Raw genomic sequence first — 15610 nt, 5'->3', positions numbered from 1 at the left:
GCTGTGGACAACCGATACCCCGCCGAAGTTCCGCAGGCACCTGTCCTCGGCTCGCCGCCCGCCTCGGCAGCCGGAACCACTACACACCGTGAAGGTCACGATGCGTCACTCCCTCTCGCCCGCGCTTCACCAGAACGCATCACTCAACGCCTACAAAACGGACGTAACCTCCACTGCGGCACCGGCCACCTACCCACCCACTCGCCGCCTTTGCTCTGCAGCCATCGACGCAACGGCAACTGTCGGTATCCGATGCGTGTATGGCTGCAGAGCAAAGGCGGCGAGGGGTGGGGTAGCCGGGACGAGCCGTCAGTACGGAGTGTGACGTCGTGGCGGCATTGCCAGGGTGGACGCGGCACCATGTCGGTGCCGAGCAACGATCGGCGCGGCGCGGCGCGGCTGTCGGCGACGACCCGGACGATCATCCGAATTCGGTGGGAACGATCCGGGCGGCTCGGGCGTGAACTTGACATGGGCAACCCTCCCGCCGCACCGGCACCGCCGCCGGACGTGCTGATGCGCTGCGACGTTCCGCTCGCCGAACTGCCGTTCGAGCAGTTCTACCGGGACCACGTGGACCGGGTCCACCGGGCGCTCGCGCTGGCCGTCGGCGACGCCGGCGTGGCCCGGGAGGCGACCGACGAGGCGATGGCCCGGGCGTTCGCGCGCTGGGATCGGGTGCGCCGGCTGGACAACCCGGGCGGCTGGGTGTTCCGGGTCGGGTTGAACTGGGCCACCTCCTGGTGGCGCAAGGTACGCCGGGAACGACCGCCGGCCGACGACCGGCAACCGGCGACCGCCGCCCCGGACCCGGCCGGGCTGGCCGCCCGGTCGGCCCTGGAGCGGCTGCCCGCGAGCCGGCGCACCGTGATCGTCTGCCGGGTGCTGCTGGACCTCTCCACCGCCGAGACCGCCGCCGTGCTGGACCTGACCGAGGGCACCGTCCGCAGCCGCCTCTCCCGAGGGCTGGCCGAGCTGCGGGCCGCGCTGGCCGAGAAGGAGTGACCGTGGACGTCATACCCGAGGACCTGACCGACCTGGTCCACCGCGCCGCCAGCACGACGGCGGCGCACCCGGCGGACCTGGCGACCGTACGCGGGCGGGCCCGTGCCCGACGACGCCGGCGGGCGGCGGTGGCCTCGGGCGGCCTGGCCGTGCTGGTCGCCCTCACCGGCGGCGCCGTCCCGCTGCTCACCCGCGACGACCGGGCAACCGTCCCGGCGTCGGCACCGCCGGTGCCACCGCCCGTTTCCGCCTCGCCGACGCCACCTCCCGTGCCGGCGCAGCGGCTGATCCTCACCGGTGACGGCGGCACCGTCCGGCCCCAGCGGGGCGGACCCGAGATCGGCCTGCTCGGCGGCCCCGCGGACGAGCTGGCCGCCGACGGCTCGGTGGTCGGGCACCGGGTGCCCGCCGGTTGGCAGGAGACCGTGGCGCTGCCCGACGGGCGGCTGGTCGGCCTCGAGTTCACCGACCTCATGCCCGGCGTGCGGCGGACGGACGGCCCGAACGTCGCGGGCCTCTCCATCCGGCTCACCGTGCTCGGCGCGGACGATCGGGTGGACATCAGCCGGGAGGTCCGGGTCCGGGGGCAGGCCCTCAAGCTGGTCGGCGCCGACGCGCGATACGCCTACCTGGTCCGGGACGGAGTGGGCCTGGTGTCCCACGAGCTGACCAGCGGACGGGAGAAGACCCTGATCCGGGTGCCGGCGAAGGTCGACGGCGAACTGCCGTTCCGCGAGGCCGACGTGGCGGCCGGCCGGGTGGTGTCGGTGACCGGCCCGCCCGACATGACCCGCTGCCAGCTCGACGTACGCCGGCTGGCCGGTGGGGGCGGACTGTCCCGGCTCACGGTGGACGGGGAGTGCGCGGCGTCGATCCGACTCTCCCCCGACGGCAGCCTGGTCGCGGTCCCCTACCGCCGCCCCAGCGGCCGGCGGACGCTCGAGTACCGGCTGGCGATCCTGGACACCGCGACCGGCGAGCGCCGGGCCGACCGGCTGATCGGGGCGGCGGACACCGTCTACGGCCTCACGGCCGGCGGGACCTGCGGTGCCGCCTGGGTCGACGGCACCACCGTCCGCGTGGTGTGGGCGCAGCTACCGGACCCGCCCCGGAAGGTCTACACCGTCGCGGAGCTGGCCCGGGTGGTCACGGTGACCGCTCAGTAGCGCTCGCGGAGCAGCTGGGCCGCCTCGACCGCCCAGTAGGTGAGGATGATCTGCGCGCCGGCCCGGCGGATCGAGGTGAGCGTCTCCAGCATCACCCGCTCGCGGTCGATCCAGCCGTTCGCGGCGGCCGCCTCGACCATCGCGTACTCGCCGGAGACCTGGTAGGCGGCGACCGGGACGTCCACCGCGGCCCGGACCGCCGACACCACGTCGAGGTACGGCAGGGCCGGCTTGACCATCACCAGGTCGGCACCCTCGGCGACGTCCAGCTCCACCTCGCGCAGCGACTCCCGCAGGTTCGCCGGGTCCTGCTGGTAGGTGCGCCGGTCGCCCTCCAGGGCCGACTCGACGGCGTCCCGGAACGGGCCGTAGAACGCGGAGGCGTACTTCACGGCGTAGGCGAGCACCGACACGTCCTGGTGGCCGGCGGCGTCCAGGGCTCGCCGGACCACGCCGACCTGGCCGTCCATCATCCCGGACGGCCCGACCATGTGGACCCCGGCGTCGGCCTGGGCGACCGCCATCCGGGCGTACGCCTCCAGGGTGGCGTCGTTGTCCACCGCGCCGTCGGGGGTGAGCAGGCCGCAGTGCCCGTGCGAGGTGAACTCGTCCAGGCAGAGGTCGCTCATCACCACGGTGGCGTCGCCCACCTCCGCGACCACGTCCCGGATGGCCACGTTGAGGATGCCGTCCGGGTCGATGCCGCCCGAGCCGGTGGCGTCCCGCTCGGCCGGCACCGCGAAGAGCATGATCCCGCCGACGCTCGCCTGGACCGCCTCGACTGCGGCCTTGCGGAGCGAGTCCCGGGAGTGCTGGAGCACTCCCGGGAGCGACGCGATGGCCCGCGGCTCGGTCAGCCCCTCCTTGACGAACATCGGCACGACCAGCTCGGCCGGGTCGACGCGGGTCTCGGCGACCAGCCGCCGCACGGCCGCGTTACGGCGCAGCCGGCGGGGCCGGATCTCGGGGTACGGCATGACGAGCCTCCTTGGCGATTACCGGAACCGCAGGGCGGTCGGCCCCTGCACCTTCGAGCCCCGGCGCTGCTTGGCCGGCATGGCGGCGAGCTTCTCGCGCAGCTCGACGGCGTAGGCGGCGAGCGCCTCCACCAGGTCGGGCACCGAGGCGTGCTGAGGCTGCACGTCGACCCGCAGGCCGAACTCGGTGGCGGTCTCCGCCGTCTTGGGCCCGATGACAGCAACAACGGTACGCGCGTGCGGCTTCCCGGCGATGCCGACCAGGTTCCGGACGGTGGAGGACGAGGTGAAGAGCACCGCGTCGAACCCGCCCGACTTGATCGCGTCGCGGATCTCGGCCGGCGGCGGCGCCGCCCGGACGGTCCGGTACGCGGTCACGTCGTCGACCTCCCAGCCGCGCTCGGTGAGCCCGGCGGCGAGGGTCTCGGTGGCGATGTCGGCGCGCGGCAGCAGCACCCGGCCGACCGGGTCGAGGATCTCGTCGTGGGGCGAGAACTCGGCCAGCAGGCCCTCGGAGGACTGCTCGCCCGAGGGGACCAGCTCCGGCTGGATGCCGAAGGCGCGCACCGCGTCGGCGGTGGCCTCGCCGATGCAGGCGATCTTGACGCCGCCGAAGTGGCGGGCGTCCAGGCCGTGCTCGGCGAACTTCTCCCAGACCGCCCGGACCGCGTTCACCGAGGTGAAGATCACCCAGGCGTACCGGCCGTCGACCAGGCCCTTGACCGCCCGCTCCATCTGGGCGGGGGTGCGCGGCGGCTCGACGGCGATGGTCGGCACCTCGCACGGGATGGCCCCGTACGCGCGCAGCCGGGCGCTCATCACGCCGGCCTGCTCCTTGGTCCGGGGGACGAGCACCTTCCAGCCGTACAGCGGGCGGTTCTCCCACCAGCTCAGCTTGTCGCGGTCGGGGACGCCCGCACCGACGGTGAGCACGACCCGGCCGGTGAAGCCGAGCGCCGCCGCGACGAAGGAGTCCACGGTCGACGTGGTGGTGTACTGCGTCTCGCCGGTGCCGTCGCCGGTCACCCCGACGCCGGTGGCGCCGTCCACCCCGGCGGCCAGCAGGCCGTCCCGGACGGCGGCCAGGTCACCGGCGTCCACGGCCAGGGCCAGCGAGCCCCGGTTGACGGCCGCGGCGAGCGCGTCGAAGTCCAGCGTGGTGACGTCCTCGACGTCGGCGGCGGTCCGCACCCCCGGCAGCGGCACACCCGCGTAGGTGGCCACCCCCTCGGCCTGGCCGATGCCCGGGACCACCTCGAAGTGCGCGGCGGTACGCGCGACCGCCTGCACCTCCTTGACCACCGAGTCGTGGCCGAACGGGTCCCCGGCGACCAGGTGCACCGCGTTCTGCCCGGAGCGGGCCGCGGAGATCAGCACCTTCGCCACGTCCCCCGGTACGCCCTCGGCGGGGCTGAACTCGGCGTCGGACCTGGCCTGGGCGCGGACGTGCTCGAGCAGCGACTCGGGGACTCCCCGGTCGTACACCACCTGGTCGGCGTCGACCAGGGCGTCCAACGCCCGACGGGTCAGCAGGCCCGGGTCGCCGGGTCCGGCCCCGACGAACGCGATCCGGCCTACGGGCTTACGGGTGCGGGTCATTCTGTGCTCCCAAATTGCTGGGTCCCCGGGCCGGCGTGTCCTTCTTGGCCGAGGATCGAGTCGGCGCCGAGTTCGAGGAGTTCGGCGGCGAGTGCCTTGCCGATCTCCGCCGCGTCGGCGGGCGTTCCGGTGCGGGACAGCCGGAGGTCACGGGTACCGTCCGGGCTGATCACCGCCCCGCGCAGGTAGATCTCCTCGCCGGCGTCACCCTCGGCGAGTTCGCCGTAGGCGGCGACGGGTGCGCTGCACCCGGCCTCCAGGGTGGCCAGCAGTGCCCGCTCCGCGACGACCGCGGCGCGGGACGGTGCGTGGTCGAGCACTGCGAGCAGCTCGACCAGGTCCTGGTCGTCGACCCGGCACTCCACCGCCAGCGCACCCTGGGCGGGCGCCGGCAGCATCAGCATCGGGTCGAGCGTCTCGGTGATCACGTCGGTCCGGCCGAGGCGGGCGAGCCCCGCCCGGGCCAGGACGACGGCGTCGAGGTCGGCGTCCGGGCCGAGCACCCGCCCGAGGCGGGTGTCCACGTTGCCCCGGACCGGGGTGACCTCCAGCTGCATCCCGAGCGCGTGCAGCTGGGCGATGCGGCGCAGCGCGCCGGTGCCGACCCGCGCGCCGGGCGACAGCTCGGCGAGCGTCCGGCCGTCCCGGGCGACCAGCGCGTCCCGCGGGTCCTGCCGGGGCGGCACCGCGGCGATGTGCAGCCCGGGAGCCGCCGCCGTGGGCAGGTCCTTGTACGAGTGGACGGCGAAGTCGATGGTGCCGGCGGTCAGCGCGTCCCGCAGCGCGGAGACGAAGACGCCGACGCCGAGGCGGTGCACCGGGGCCGTGGAGCGGTCCCCGGCGGTCACCACCTCGACCAGCTCGACGGCACGGCCGGTGGCCTCGGTGAGGGCCGCGGCGACGTGGCCGGACTGGGCCATCGCCAGGGCGCTGCCCCGGGTGCCGAGGCGCAGGGGGGCGGTCATCGCACACCTCCGGTGGGCGGGACGTCCGCGGCGTCGAACGACGGCCGGCCGTCGCTGTCGGACGCCACCACGTCGGGGACGGTGTCGACCGGGGAGGTCTGCGGCACCTCCAGGTCGAACAGCTCGCGCAGCAGGGCGGCGTACTGGTCGCCGCCCGGCTCGGCGGCGAGCTGCCGGACCCGGACGGTCGGCTGGTGCAGCAGCCGCTGCACCACCCGGTGCACGGTGCGGGCGACCTCCGCGCGCTGGTCGTCGCTGAAGTCGGGGCGGCGCTGGGCGAGCCGGCCCAGCTCGGCGGTGACCACGTCGTCGGCGCGCCCGCGCAGCGCGGCCACGGTGGGCGCCACGTCGGCGCCGCGCAGCCAGCTGAGGAACGCCTCGACCTCGGCGGCCACGATCCGGCCCACCTCGGCGGCGTCGGCGGCGGCGGGGCCGTCGGCGAGGATCGCCGCCATCCGGTCGATGTCGATCACCTCGACGCCGGGCAGCGCGGCCACGCCCGCCTCGACGTCGCGCGGGACGGCCAGGTCGAGCAGGACCAGCGGGCCGCGGTCGGCGCCCCGCCGGGCCGACGCCCGGGTCACCACGTCGAGGGTGAGGACCGGCTCGGTAGCCGCGGTGGCGGCCACGACGACGTCCACCGTCGCGAGGGCGTCGACCAGCTCGGTCATCGGCACGGCGGTCGCGCCGTACGACTCGGCCAGCCGGACGGCCCGGTCGGCGCCCCGGTTGGTGACGGTGAGCGGCCCGGCGCCCAGCCGGGAGAGGGTGGCCACGCCCAGCGAGCCCATCGCGCCCGCGCCGACCACCATCGCGGGGCGGCCGGCCAGGTCGCCGTCGAGCAGCCCGGCGGCCAGGTCGAGGGCGGCGGTGACCACGCTCTGCCCGGCCCGGTCGATGTTGGTCTCGGCGTGCGCCCGCTTGCCGACCCGCAGCGCCTGCTGCATCAGCTCGTGCAGCAGCCGCCCGGCCGAGTCGGCGCCGGACGCCGAGTGGTAGGCGTCCCGGAGCTGGCCGAGGATCTGCGCCTCGCCGACCACCATCGAGTCGAGCCCGGCGCCGACCCGGAAGACGTGGTCCACGGCGGCGGCGTCGTAGTGCACGTAGAGGTGGTTGGCCAGCGCCGCCGGCGCGCAGCCGGCCTGCTCGGCCAGGACGGCGCAGATGTCCCCGAGGCCGCCGTGGAAACCGGAGACGGCCGCGTACACCTCCACCCGGTTACAGGTGGAGACGAGCACGGCCTCGGCGACGTACGGCTGGGCGACCAGGCGGTCCAGGGTGCGGGTGAGGTCCGCGGGCGGGACCGCCAGCTGCTCCAGCGTCGCGACCGGGGCGGTGCGGTAGGACGCGCCGACGACGAGCAGTTTCACGTGCCGATCGCCTCCTGGTTGTCGGTGGTCGCGAGCCCGCCGGGCAGGGCGGTGAGGGCGGACCCGCCGGTGGCGGGGAGCGCGGTCAGCGACGCCTTGCGGTGCTCGTGGAAGGACAGGATCTGCAGCTCGATCGCGAGGTCGACCTTGCGCACGTCGACCCCCTCCGGAACCGAGAGTACGCACGGCGCGAAGTTCAGGATGCTCGTCACGCCGACGGCGACCAGCTGATCGGCCACCGCCTGGGCGGCCGGGGCCGGGGTGGCGATCACGCCGATCGAGATCGACTCCTCGGCGGCGACCTGCGGCAGCTCCTCGATGTGCCGCACGACCAGCCCGTTGATCTCCTCGCCGACCCGCGACGGGTCCGCGTCGAGCAGCGCGGCGATCCGGAAGCCGCGGCTGGCGAAGCCGTCGTAGCCGGCCAGGGCGTGACCGAGATTACCCACGCCGACCAGCGCGACGGCCCGCCGCTGGGTCAGCCCGAGCACGAACTCGATCTGTTCGATCAGCAGCGCGAGGTCGTAGCCGACGCCCCGGGTGCCGTACGAGCCGAGGTGGGAGAGGTCCTTGCGGAGCTTCGCGGAGTTGACCCCGGCGGCGTTGGCCAGCCCCTCGCTGGAAACCGTCTCGTGGCCGGTCTCGGCGAGCGCGTGCAGGGCACGGAGATATTCCGGGAGCCGCGCCACGGTGGCCTCGGGCAGGTCCGGGAGCGCCGGTACGGCACCGGCGCGGCCGGGCGCGCCTGGGTGACGGTGCTGACTCATGAGACTCCGTGCGGTGCGATCCTCGACCAGCGACGGTGGCGGGTCGTTTCGGGACTCCCGCTGGCGACCGATGTTGCCGGCTGTGCTAGCAGGGCGCGTCGGAACTACAGAGTAGGCGCTTGTGAAGAGGTGCACAAATCGCGATCTTGCTGACCCGCGACGCGCCGCCACCTGCACCTCCAGCCCGACAAGATCGATAGACCGCGCTTCCTCGGCGCGCCCGGCGATTATTGCTCAATCCCGACTTCTCTGACCAATCGCACGCGCCCAGTCGCGCTGTGTCATCGGCGTGGCGAGGCGCGGGTCACGCCCGGGTAGGGACAACCCCACCCCGGAGAGGCCGGTGCACGGGATGGGTCCGGGGAGTGCCGGGCCATAGCCTCGGGACATGACCGCCGTGCCGCTGGCCACCGCGCCCGCCCCCACCACCCCCGCCCCGGGCCTCGCCCGGCAGCTCCTGCGCGACTCCGGCTACGTGCTGTTCGGCCTGCCGCTGGCGTTGGTCGGCTTCGTGGTGGCGGTGGCCGGGATCTCCCTCACCGCCGGCCTGCTGGTCACCACCCTCGGCCTGCCCGTCCTGGCCGGCACCCTGTACGCGGCCCGCGCGCTGGCCGACCTCGAACGGTTCCGGCTCCCGGCCGTGCTCCGCCAGCCCCGGGTCCGCCCCGTCTACCTGGCCCCGGCGCCGCGGGCGGGTTACTGGCGCCGGATCCTCACGCCGGTGCGCGACCTGCAGTCGTGGCTGGACCTGTTGCACGCCTTCGTCAAGCTGCTGGTGACCCTCCCCACGTTCGTCGTGGTGCTGGTCTGGTGGGCGGTCGCGGTCGCGGGCACCCTCTACGTCACGTACGACTGGGCCATCCCGCGCGGGCCGGACGACCAGGACCTGAGCCAGCTCCTCGGGATGGGCGACGGGGCCGGGGCGCGGGTCGCCCTGAACACCTCGATCGGGCTGTTCTGCCTGCTCACCCTGCCGCTGGTGGCCCGGGCCGGCGCGCGGCTCCAGGCCGGCCTGGCCCGCTCCCTGCTCACCGGGGTGGCCGAGATGCGCAGCCGGATCAGCACCCTTGAGGAGCAGAAGCGGGCCGCCGCCTCCGCCGAGGCGTCCGCCCTGCGCCGCCTGGAGCGGGACATCCACGACGGCCCGCAGCAGCGCCTCGTCCGGCTCGCCATGGACCTCAGCCGGGCCCGCCAGCAGCTCGCCGCGGACCCGGAGGCGGCCCGGCGGACCCTGGACGAGGCGGTCACCCAGACCCGGGAGACCCTCGACGAGCTGCGCGCCCTGTCCCGGGGCATCGCGCCGCCGATCCTGGTCGACCGGGGCCTGCCCAGCGCCCTGGCCGCCCTCGCCGCCCGCGCCCTGATCCCCACCGAATTGGTGGTCGACGACGACCTGGGTACGCCCGGCGGCCGGCTGGACCCGGCGCTGGAGAGCACCGCGTACTTCGTGGTGGCCGAGGCGTTGACCAACGTCGCCAAGCACAGCCACGCCGGCACCTGCCGGGTCGCGGTGACCCGCCGGGTCGGCCGGCTGGAGATCAGCGTCCGGGACGACGGGGTGGGCGGGGCCCATCTGGCCAAGGGACACGGCCTGAGCGGCATCGCCGACCGGGTCCGGGCCATCGGGGGCGCGCTGGAGGTGACCAGCCCGGCCGGCGGCCCGACCGTGGTCCACGCCGAGCTGCCGCGATGAATCCCGACGGGGACGTGGTAGACACCGGACCTATGCGGGTGGTGATCGCGGACGACGCCGTGCTGCTCCGGGAGGGGCTGGTCCGGCTGCTGACCGAGTCGGGGCACGAGGTGGTGGCGGCCGTCGGCGACGGCGACGCCCTGGTCGAGGCGGTGGTGACGCACCGACCGGACGTGTCGGTGGTCGACGTGCGGATGCCGCCCTCGCACACCGACGAGGGGCTGCGGGCCGCGGTGGAGGCGCGCCGCCGGGTGCCGCGTACGCCCGTCCTGGTGCTCTCCCAGTACGTCGAGGTCTCGTACGCGGACGACCTGCTCGCCACCACCGGCGGGGCCGGCGGGGGCGGGATCGGCTACCTGCTCAAGGACCGGGTGGCCGCGATCGACGAGTTCCTGGACGCGCTGAACCGGGTGGCCGCCGGCGGCACGGTGCTCGACCCGGAGGTGATCGGCCAGCTGCTGGTCCGCCGCCGGCGCGACGACCCGCTGGCGGCGCTGACCCCGCGCGAGCGGGAGGTGCTGGCCCTGATGGCCGAGGGCCGCTCGAACACCGCCATCGCCCGCGCGCTCGTGGTCAGCGACGGCGCGGTGGAGAAGCACGTCCGCAACATCTTCACCAAGCTCGACCTTCCCGCCGACGCCGCCACCCACCACCGCCGCGTCCTCGCGGTCCTCACCCACCTCCGCGCCTGACCCGCCACCCGCCTCGCCGGGGCGGGGCGTCAGGGGAGGGTGCGGGCGAGGGTCACGGCTTCGGTGAGGGTGTCGGCGACGGGGTGGCCGGAGGCGCGCAGGCGGGCCGGGTCGGAGAGGCCGCCGGTGTAGAGGACGCAGGCGGCGCCGACCGAGCCGGCGGCGTCGGCGTCGTCGAGCGAGTCGCCGATCAGCACCACCTCGCGGCCGTCCAGGCCCAGCTCGGCGAGGTGCTTCTCCAGCCACTCGGCCTTGTGCCCGCCGCCGACCGCGGACCGCAGCCCGTCCACCCGGGTGAAGTGCGGCGTCAGCCCGTACGTCCGGACCGTCGGGACCAGCTCGTCGTGGAACCACATGGACAGCAGCGACTGGCTGCCCGGCCAGGCGGCGATCGCGGTGGTCGCGTCGGCGGCCAGCGCGCAGCTGGTCAGCCCGGCCCGGTACGCGTCGTGGAAGATCCCGTCCAGGGCGCCGAACGCCTCGTCGTCGATCGCCCGCCCCAGCATCTCGGCGTAGTAGTCGGCGATCGGCCGGCGGAACCGTACCCGGTGCTCGTCGGCGCTGACCACCGGGCCGCCGGCGCTGGCGAAGGCCACGTTGGTGGCCGAGACCACCAGGTCGAGGTCGTCGAGGAGGGTCCCGTTCCAGTCCCACACCAGGTGGCGGCGCACAGAGGTCATCGCTGCACGATAAGGGCCGGTCAGAGCTGCGGGGTGGTGAGGTCCCGCAGCAGCCGGTCCTCCTCGACCCGCCAGTAGCCGTGCTCCTTGCCGTCGAGCAGCACCACCGGCAGGCGGTCGCCGTACTCGCGCTCCAGTTCGACGTCGCCGGTGACGTCCTTCTCGATCCACCGGTCGCCGGTGACGGCCACCACCCGGTCGAGTGCCGCCTTCGCGTCCTCGCAGAGGTGGCAGCCGGGCCGGGTGATCAGGGTGAGCCGGGCGTCACTGCTGGACATCGGGTACCTCCGTGCGGATCTCGGTCGGCGGCGCCGGTGACGGCACCGGAGGCGCCGCCGGGCGGAGCTCGGTCTTGCGTACCTTGCCGATCGCCGAGTGGGGCAGGCTGTCGACGAACTCGACGGCGGTCGGGCACTTGAACCGGGCCAGGTTACGCGCGCAGTGGCCCAGCAGCTCCTCCCCCGTCACCGTCGAGCCGGCCGCCCGCACCACGTACGCCCGGACAGTCTCGCCGGTCCGCGGGTGCGGCACCCCCAGGACGGCCGACTCGGCCACCCCGGGATGCGCCTGGAGCACCAGCTCCACCTCGTGCGGGTAGACGTTGAAGCCGTTCACCAGGATCAGCTCGCCGAGCCGGTCGACCAGGTAGAGGTCCCCGTCCTCGTCCGCGTAGGCGACGTCGCCGGTGGCCCACCAGCCGTCCGCGTCCGGCCCGCCCCGCCCGTCCGGCCAGTAGCCGGCGAAGAGGTTGTCGCCACGCACCACGATCTGCCCGGGGTCGGTGCCCGAGGCGTCGTCGGAGAGGTCCAGCTCGTCGCCGTCCTCCTCGGCCGCCGGCACGCCGTCCCGCCACAGCTCCGTGCCGTCCGCCCCGACCAGGCGCAGCTCGACCCCGGGGAGCGGGCGGCCGATGGAACCGGGCCTGGGTTCCCCGTCGACCAGGGTGGAGGTGAGCACCGGCGCGGTCTCGGTGAGCCCGTACCCGACGTGCACCGGATGCCCGGTGGCCTCGGTGAAGCGGGCCGCGACCGGCGGCGGCAGCGGCGCCGCGCCGCACACCGCGACCCGCACCGAGGCAAGCGCCGCCGCGCCGTCCGCCTCGGCCCAGGTCAGGAACATCGACGGTACGCCGACGAGCACGCTGACCCGGTGCCGGGCGATCTCGTCGAGCGCCCCGGTCGGGCCCGGCTCGGCCACGAGCACCCCGGTCGCCCCGTGGTGCACGACGGCCCCCAGCCCGGAGTTCAACCCGTACGCGTGGAAGAGCGGGAGGGCGAGCAGCACGGTGTCGTCGGGGCCGACCACCGGCGGGTCGATCCGGCCGACCTGCTCGTGGTTGGCGGCCAGGGCGCGGTGCGACAGCATCGCGCCCTTGGGCCGGCCCTCGGTGCCGGAGGTGTAGAGCAGGACGGCGAGGTCGTCCCCGGCCCGCACCGGGAACCCGGCCGGGCCGTCACCGTCGGTGACCGGCGGGGCGGTGTGCACGGCGGCCAGCGCGGGCAGTTCGTCGGCGGCGACCCGGTCCCGGACCTCCTGGGCGCAGACCAGCACGGCGGCGCCCGAGTCGGCCAGCACGTGCCGCAGCTCCCGGGCGGTGAAGCCGGGGTTCACCGGCACCGCCACCAGGCCGGCACGCAGCACGGCGAGGTACGTGACCACGAAGTCCGGGGTGTTGCCGAAGGCGATCGCGACCCGCGGCGGGTGGGCATCACCGGGCGCCGGTGGCGCCGTGACGGCCAGCGCCCGGGCGGTGGCGGTGACCGCGGCGTCCAGTTGGGACCAGGTCATCGTCCGGTCGCGCCAGTGCAGCGCGGGGCGATCACCCTGAGTGTCGGCCGCCCGGCGGAGCCGGTCGGCGAGGTTCGGCGCGGAGCTGTCGGCTGCGTCCTGCACGGTGGCTGAGTCTGGCACAGCCCGGTCCGCCGGGCCACGCCCGACGGCCCCGCCGGTCCGGTCGGGCCGTCCCCCGCACGGGACCGCGCGCCGGTCCATCCGGGATTCCCGTTCCCGGGAGCCGGCCCCCGCGACGGCGCGACGCGTCCGCTCCGGACAGCCGGAAGTGGTGCCGCGACACGGTCGCCGCGACACGCCGAACGGGGTACCAAATTAGCTCCGACCAGGACTTTCCACTCCGGACCAGCTTTTGGCCTGAAAGTCAACCGCACACGACGGACAACGGGTCCGCCATCCGTGCGACAGGGCGGGAAATACTTCCGCTCTGTGTAACGGACTTGCCACGCGCGGGTGACGTTGGCCCTATCATCAGGCGGTCGGCTCACCCCGTTCGCCGTGAGTCGACACCCCTCAGCCCGAGGAGGCTCCCCGTGCCTGTGAGCGCATTGGACCAGCACCTCAAGGGGATCTGCCGCCCGTCGGCACGTCCCGGAACGGCCCTGCCCGGCCGGGGTGCACCCGGTCCCGCCGCGACGCCGCGGCAGCCGGCGCGGCCGCGCCCCGCCTGGACCGGGGAGGCGCGGTGACCACCTTCGGTTACGCCGAACGCCCGGCCGGGGTGACCGGTCCGATCCAGCGCACGCCGGTCAACGAGCGGCTGGAAGCCGACGGTTCCCGGCCGCGCGGCGTCAGACGCACCGAGTTGGAGTTGTCGGAGGCCCCGCGCGCCTCCGCCGAGGGGATGTGGAGCCTCGCGGTGCGGGGTGAGGGGACGCGGCGGGGCCGCAACCGCCCGCACCACAACGAGGCGCCGCCGCGCCCGGCGGTGCCCGGGAGCAACGCGAAGCCCGCCGCCGGCCGGCTGGGCGCGCCGGCCCGGCCGACCATGCCGGCGCAGGGTCGCCGCGGTGAGACCCCGGCCAACCCCGAGCCGTCGGCCGCCGAGACCGCCGTGCTGCCGGCCATCCCGGCCGCCGACACGGCCGTCCTGCCGAAGGTGCCCGCCGAGGCCCCCGCCACCGGCTTCCCGAGCCGGCCCGACCCGTCCGACCCGGCCACCGAGGTCTGGGCGCTGGTGGAGCGGGCGCAGGCCGGCGAGGCCGAGGCGTTCGGCCTGATCTACGACCGGTACGTCGACACGGTCTTCCGCTTCGTCTACTTCCGGGTCGGCAACCGGCAGCTCGCCGAGGACCTCACCTCCGACACCTTCCTCCGGGCGCTCAAGCGGATCGGCAGCTTCACCTGGCAGGGCCGCGACCTCGGCGCCTGGCTGGTCACCATCGCCCGGAACCTGGTCGCCGACCACTTCAAGTCCGGGCGCTACCGCCTGGAGGTCACCACCGGCGACGTGCTCGACGCCGACCGGGAGGACCGGGGGCCGGAGGGCAGCCCGGAGGCGGCGGTCGTCGAGCACATCACCAACGTCGCACTGCTCACCGCGGTCAAGCAGCTCAACCCGGAGCAGCAGGAGTGCATCGTGCTCCGCTTCCTCCAGGGCTTCTCGGTGGCCGAGACGGCCCGGGCGATGGGCAAGAACGAGGGCGCCATCAAGGCCCTGCAGTACCGGGCGGTCCGGGCCCTGGCCCGGCTCCTGCCCGACGGCTTCCAGCCCTGAGCCCTCCGCCATCCGACCCGCCCGGCCATTCGTCGGGCGGGTATACGCACCTCCGCCGTCCCGTGACGACGATCACGCTTGGTGATTTCGCCCCGGCCCGCCCCGTAACCGGTACCCGCCGCGGTCCGTTTCTCCGGGTGCGACCAGTGGTTGTCCGGCGTCTCCCGGGCCACCCGTCCGGCGGGCATGGTCGGCCGCCTCGGCCGACCGTCGGCGTCACGCTGCCACCGGTCGCTGGTGACGACGACGGCCAACCGGCCGTCACCAGCGAGAGGGGGTGCCTGCGGTGGACAGCAACCTCTTCTCCCGTCGGCGTGCCGAACGCTTCGCGCAACTCCTCGACGAGGCCAACGGCGGCCGGCGGCACCACGCCCGTTCCCGGTCCGACGACGAACTCGCCGCCCTCGTGGCGGTGAGCAGGCGACTCACCGCCGACCAGCCGACCGTCGAGGTCGAGGCGGAGTTCCGCACCGGCCTGCGCGCCATGCTGGTCGCCACCGCCGAGCGGGAGGGCGTCGGGGCCGCGGCGAAGACCGAGGCGGCCACGACGTCGAGCGGGCTGCGCGGCTCCCTGCTGCCGGCGGTGACCGGGCGGCGGGCCCGGGCCCGGGGCGCCATCCTGGTCGGCGTGGCCGCCGGGGCGGTGGCCCTCTCCGGCATCTCCGCCGCCAGCGAGAACGCGCTGCCCGGCGACGCCCTCTACGGCATGAAGCGCTCCACGGAACGCGCCCAGCTCGCCCTGACCAGTTCGGACATCAGCCGCGGCCAGCTATTCCTGGACTTCGCCCGGACCCGGCTCGACGAGGCGGCCACCGTCCGTGGTGACCGGCTCGGTTTCGGCGCGGTCCTCGACGACATGGACGCCGACACCCGGCAGGGCGTACGCCTGCTGACCACCGTGGCGGCCGAGCGCTCCGACCCGGCCGGCCTGGACGCGATCGACGGGTTCGTCACCGGCCAGCGGCAGGCGGTCAGCGGCCTGCTCGACCGGGCGGACCACGTCGAGCAGGACCGGACCCGCCGGTCGCTGGCCCTGCTCGACGCCGTCGGCCGACGGGCCGACGGGCTGCGGGCGGCGATCGCCTGCGGGCTGCCGGCCCCGGTGGCCAGCGACGCCCTCGGTCCCGCCCCGGTCTCCTGCCCCGCGGGCCGCTGACCGCGGGGCGAGAGCCGCCACACTTCTCCCGG

The 15610-nt window shown here is 75.0% G+C and carries 14 protein-coding genes; 6 read left to right on the top strand and 8 right to left on the bottom strand.

Features of this window, described 5'->3' with window-relative positions; all coding sequences use genetic code 11:
- Positions 1 to 471 precede the first annotated feature (471 nt).
- Together Q2K19_RS14075 and Q2K19_RS14070 are read left to right on the top strand one after the other, a co-directional pair.
- Positions 472 to 1005 (top strand): RNA polymerase sigma factor, encoded by a 534-nt coding sequence (locus tag Q2K19_RS14075; protein WP_302771315.1) that lies wholly within the window; start codon positions 472 to 474, stop codon positions 1003 to 1005.
- Positions 1006 to 1007: 2 nt separating this feature from the next.
- Positions 1008 to 2171 (top strand): hypothetical protein, encoded by a 1164-nt coding sequence (locus Q2K19_RS14070; protein WP_302771313.1) that lies wholly within the window; start codon positions 1008 to 1010, stop codon positions 2169 to 2171.
- Here Q2K19_RS14070 and hemB read toward each other — a convergent pair.
- The 5 genes from hemB to Q2K19_RS14045 are packed head-to-tail and all read right to left on the bottom strand — an operon-like array spanning position 2165 to position 7849.
- Positions 2165 to 3148 carry a porphobilinogen synthase gene (hemB, locus tag Q2K19_RS14065; protein WP_302771311.1) on the bottom strand — a complete coding sequence of 328 codons (984 nt, stop codon included), beginning with the start codon at positions 3146 to 3148 and terminating at the stop codon, positions 2165 to 2167. The genes Q2K19_RS14070 and hemB overlap by 7 nt on opposite strands.
- Positions 3149 to 3166: 18 nt before the next feature.
- Entirely contained in the window at positions 3167 to 4747 is a 1581-nt protein-coding gene (locus Q2K19_RS14060) for a bifunctional uroporphyrinogen-III C-methyltransferase/uroporphyrinogen-III synthase (RefSeq protein WP_302771310.1), read from the bottom strand.
- A complete protein-coding gene (hemC, locus tag Q2K19_RS14055; RefSeq protein ID WP_302771308.1) occupies positions 4744 to 5712 on the bottom strand; it encodes a hydroxymethylbilane synthase in 969 nt (322 codons plus the stop codon). Before hemC ends, Q2K19_RS14060 begins: the two co-directional genes overlap by 4 nt.
- Positions 5709 to 7082, bottom strand: a complete 1374-nt coding sequence (locus Q2K19_RS14050; protein ID WP_302771306.1) for a glutamyl-tRNA reductase — start codon at positions 7080 to 7082, stop codon at positions 5709 to 5711. Before Q2K19_RS14050 ends, hemC begins: the two co-directional genes overlap by 4 nt.
- Positions 7079 to 7849 (bottom strand): redox-sensing transcriptional repressor Rex, encoded by a 771-nt coding sequence (locus tag Q2K19_RS14045; protein WP_302771304.1) that lies wholly within the window; start codon positions 7847 to 7849, stop codon positions 7079 to 7081. Before Q2K19_RS14045 ends, Q2K19_RS14050 begins: the two co-directional genes overlap by 4 nt.
- Before the next feature lie 388 nt (positions 7850 to 8237).
- Between Q2K19_RS14045 and Q2K19_RS14040 the strand changes: the two genes are divergently transcribed.
- On the top strand, positions 8238 to 9542 hold the full coding sequence (locus tag Q2K19_RS14040; RefSeq protein ID WP_302771303.1) for a sensor histidine kinase: 1305 nt from the start codon (positions 8238 to 8240) through the stop codon (positions 9540 to 9542).
- Positions 9543 to 9574: 32 nt separating this feature from the next.
- A complete protein-coding gene (locus Q2K19_RS14035) occupies positions 9575 to 10234 on the top strand; it encodes a response regulator transcription factor (RefSeq protein WP_302772483.1) in 660 nt (219 codons plus the stop codon).
- 29 nt (positions 10235 to 10263) lie between these two features.
- Here the strand turns inward: Q2K19_RS14035 and Q2K19_RS14030 are convergent, their stop codons facing one another.
- Genes Q2K19_RS14030 through Q2K19_RS14020 form a run of 3 tightly spaced genes read right to left on the bottom strand, consistent with a single transcriptional unit; the run spans position 10264 to position 12906 of the window.
- Positions 10264 to 10914 (bottom strand): HAD family hydrolase, encoded by a 651-nt coding sequence (locus tag Q2K19_RS14030; RefSeq protein WP_302771301.1) that lies wholly within the window; start codon positions 10912 to 10914, stop codon positions 10264 to 10266.
- A 20-nt stretch (positions 10915 to 10934) separates the two neighbouring features.
- On the bottom strand, positions 10935 to 11192 hold the full coding sequence (locus Q2K19_RS14025; RefSeq protein WP_302771299.1) for a glutaredoxin family protein: 258 nt from the start codon (positions 11190 to 11192) through the stop codon (positions 10935 to 10937).
- Entirely contained in the window at positions 11179 to 12906 is a 1728-nt protein-coding gene (locus Q2K19_RS14020; protein WP_302771298.1) for an AMP-binding protein, read from the bottom strand. The genes Q2K19_RS14025 and Q2K19_RS14020 overlap by 14 nt, the downstream gene beginning before the upstream one ends.
- 484 nt (positions 12907 to 13390) lie before the next feature.
- Here Q2K19_RS14020 and Q2K19_RS14015 point away from each other — a divergent pair, with 484 nt between their 5' ends.
- Together Q2K19_RS14015 and Q2K19_RS14010 are read left to right on the top strand one after the other, a co-directional pair.
- Positions 13391 to 14422 carry an ECF subfamily RNA polymerase sigma factor, BldN family gene (locus Q2K19_RS14015; RefSeq protein WP_302771297.1) on the top strand — a complete coding sequence of 344 codons (1032 nt, stop codon included), beginning with the start codon at positions 13391 to 13393 and terminating at the stop codon, positions 14420 to 14422.
- 286 nt (positions 14423 to 14708) lie between these two features.
- Positions 14709 to 15578, top strand: a complete 870-nt coding sequence (locus tag Q2K19_RS14010) for a DUF5667 domain-containing protein (protein WP_302771296.1) — start codon at positions 14709 to 14711, stop codon at positions 15576 to 15578.
- The last annotated feature ends 32 nt before the right edge of the window (positions 15579 to 15610 follow it).

The organism is Micromonospora sp. NBRC 110009 (assembly GCF_030518795.1).
Classification (GTDB): Bacteria; Actinomycetota; Actinomycetes; order Mycobacteriales; family Micromonosporaceae; genus Micromonospora.
This window is presented reverse-complemented; position numbering and strand designations above follow the sequence as displayed.

What these genes read in the sequence shown, in the direction of transcription:
- Q2K19_RS14030 (WP_302771301.1), bottom strand. Translation starts at nt 10,914, where the DNA reads ATGACCTCTGTGCGCCGCCACCTGGTGTGGGACTGGAACGGGACCCTC.
- Q2K19_RS14025 (WP_302771299.1), bottom strand. Translation starts at nt 11,192, where the DNA reads ATGTCCAGCAGTGACGCCCGGCTCACCCTGATCACCCGGCCCGGCTGC.
- Q2K19_RS14045 (WP_302771304.1), bottom strand. Translation starts at nt 7,849, where the DNA reads ATGAGTCAGCACCGTCACCCAGGCGCGCCCGGCCGCGCCGGTGCCGTA.
- Q2K19_RS14035 (WP_302772483.1), top strand. Translation starts at nt 9,575, where the DNA reads ATGCGGGTGGTGATCGCGGACGACGCCGTGCTGCTCCGGGAGGGGCTG.
- Q2K19_RS14075 (WP_302771315.1), top strand. Translation starts at nt 472, where the DNA reads ATGGGCAACCCTCCCGCCGCACCGGCACCGCCGCCGGACGTGCTGATG.
- Q2K19_RS14060 (WP_302771310.1), bottom strand. Translation starts at nt 4,747, where the DNA reads ATGACCCGCACCCGTAAGCCCGTAGGCCGGATCGCGTTCGTCGGGGCC.
- Q2K19_RS14040 (WP_302771303.1), top strand. Translation starts at nt 8,238, where the DNA reads ATGACCGCCGTGCCGCTGGCCACCGCGCCCGCCCCCACCACCCCCGCC.
- Q2K19_RS14020 (WP_302771298.1), bottom strand. Translation starts at nt 12,906, where the DNA reads ATGGACCGGCGCGCGGTCCCGTGCGGGGGACGGCCCGACCGGACCGGC.
- hemC (WP_302771308.1), bottom strand. Translation starts at nt 5,712, where the DNA reads ATGACCGCCCCCCTGCGCCTCGGCACCCGGGGCAGCGCCCTGGCGATG.
- hemB (WP_302771311.1), bottom strand. Translation starts at nt 3,148, where the DNA reads ATGCCGTACCCCGAGATCCGGCCCCGCCGGCTGCGCCGTAACGCGGCC.